The 698-nt window shown below is 49.1% G+C and carries 1 pseudogene; it reads right to left on the bottom strand.

The features are described 5' to 3' along the window. A pseudogene (locus P3G66_RS31830) lies at positions 1–691 on the bottom strand (DNA polymerase domain-containing protein); the annotation flags it as partial. Positions 692–698: the final 7 nt, after the last annotated feature.

Raw genomic sequence — 698 nt, 5'->3', positions numbered from 1 at the left:
CCGCCGGCAGAACCTGGTTTTCGATGTAGTAATCCGGATCGTATTTGTGTTTGCGCGGATCATATTCGGTCAGCAGAATCACACGATCGCTGATTTTGCCGCTGCCTTTCAGCACGATATAGCTGATGATGGTGCCCGGTTTAACTTTGATACCACGCGCCGCCAGACGTTTCGCAATCGCAACATGCGGACCGATCGCTTTGTAATCTTTCAGATCGCGGGTAATCTGTTCGTGGATCACCAGTTTTTCCAGCGGCACACGGTATTTCGCGATTTTTTCAACAACATCGCGAACAACTTCAACCGCTTTTTCCACGCTGCCTTCTTTCAGGATCGCTTCCAGAACTTTCGCCTGGGTTTCTTTCGCAATTTCGCTCCAATCGCGACGAACAACTTCCAGACCGCGGGTGGTAATACGGCCTTCTTCATCGATCACCGCATAGCGTTTTTTGGTCACGAAGAAACCGCGCAGGTAAAAGCCTTCGTATTCCAGTTCCAGCAGACCCGGCAGTTTGCTGTTGATGTAGTTCAGAAATTCTTTCGCTTTCTTTTTGATCAGTTCCGGTTTTTCACCCGGAATGGTCGCATAGAAACCATCGGTATCCGCATACAGAACTTTGAAGCCGAATTTTTCTTCGATTTCGCGGATGGTCATTTCGATGTAATGACGACCCCAGGCGGTAACGCTTTCCGTCTAG

It is taken from the genome of Rhodococcus sp. C3V, assembly GCF_029269915.1.
Lineage (GTDB): Bacteria > Actinomycetota > Actinomycetes > Mycobacteriales > Mycobacteriaceae > Rhodococcus_F > Rhodococcus_F qingshengii.
Note: the sequence above shows the minus strand (reverse complement) of the source record. Positions and strands in the feature narration are given on the sequence as shown.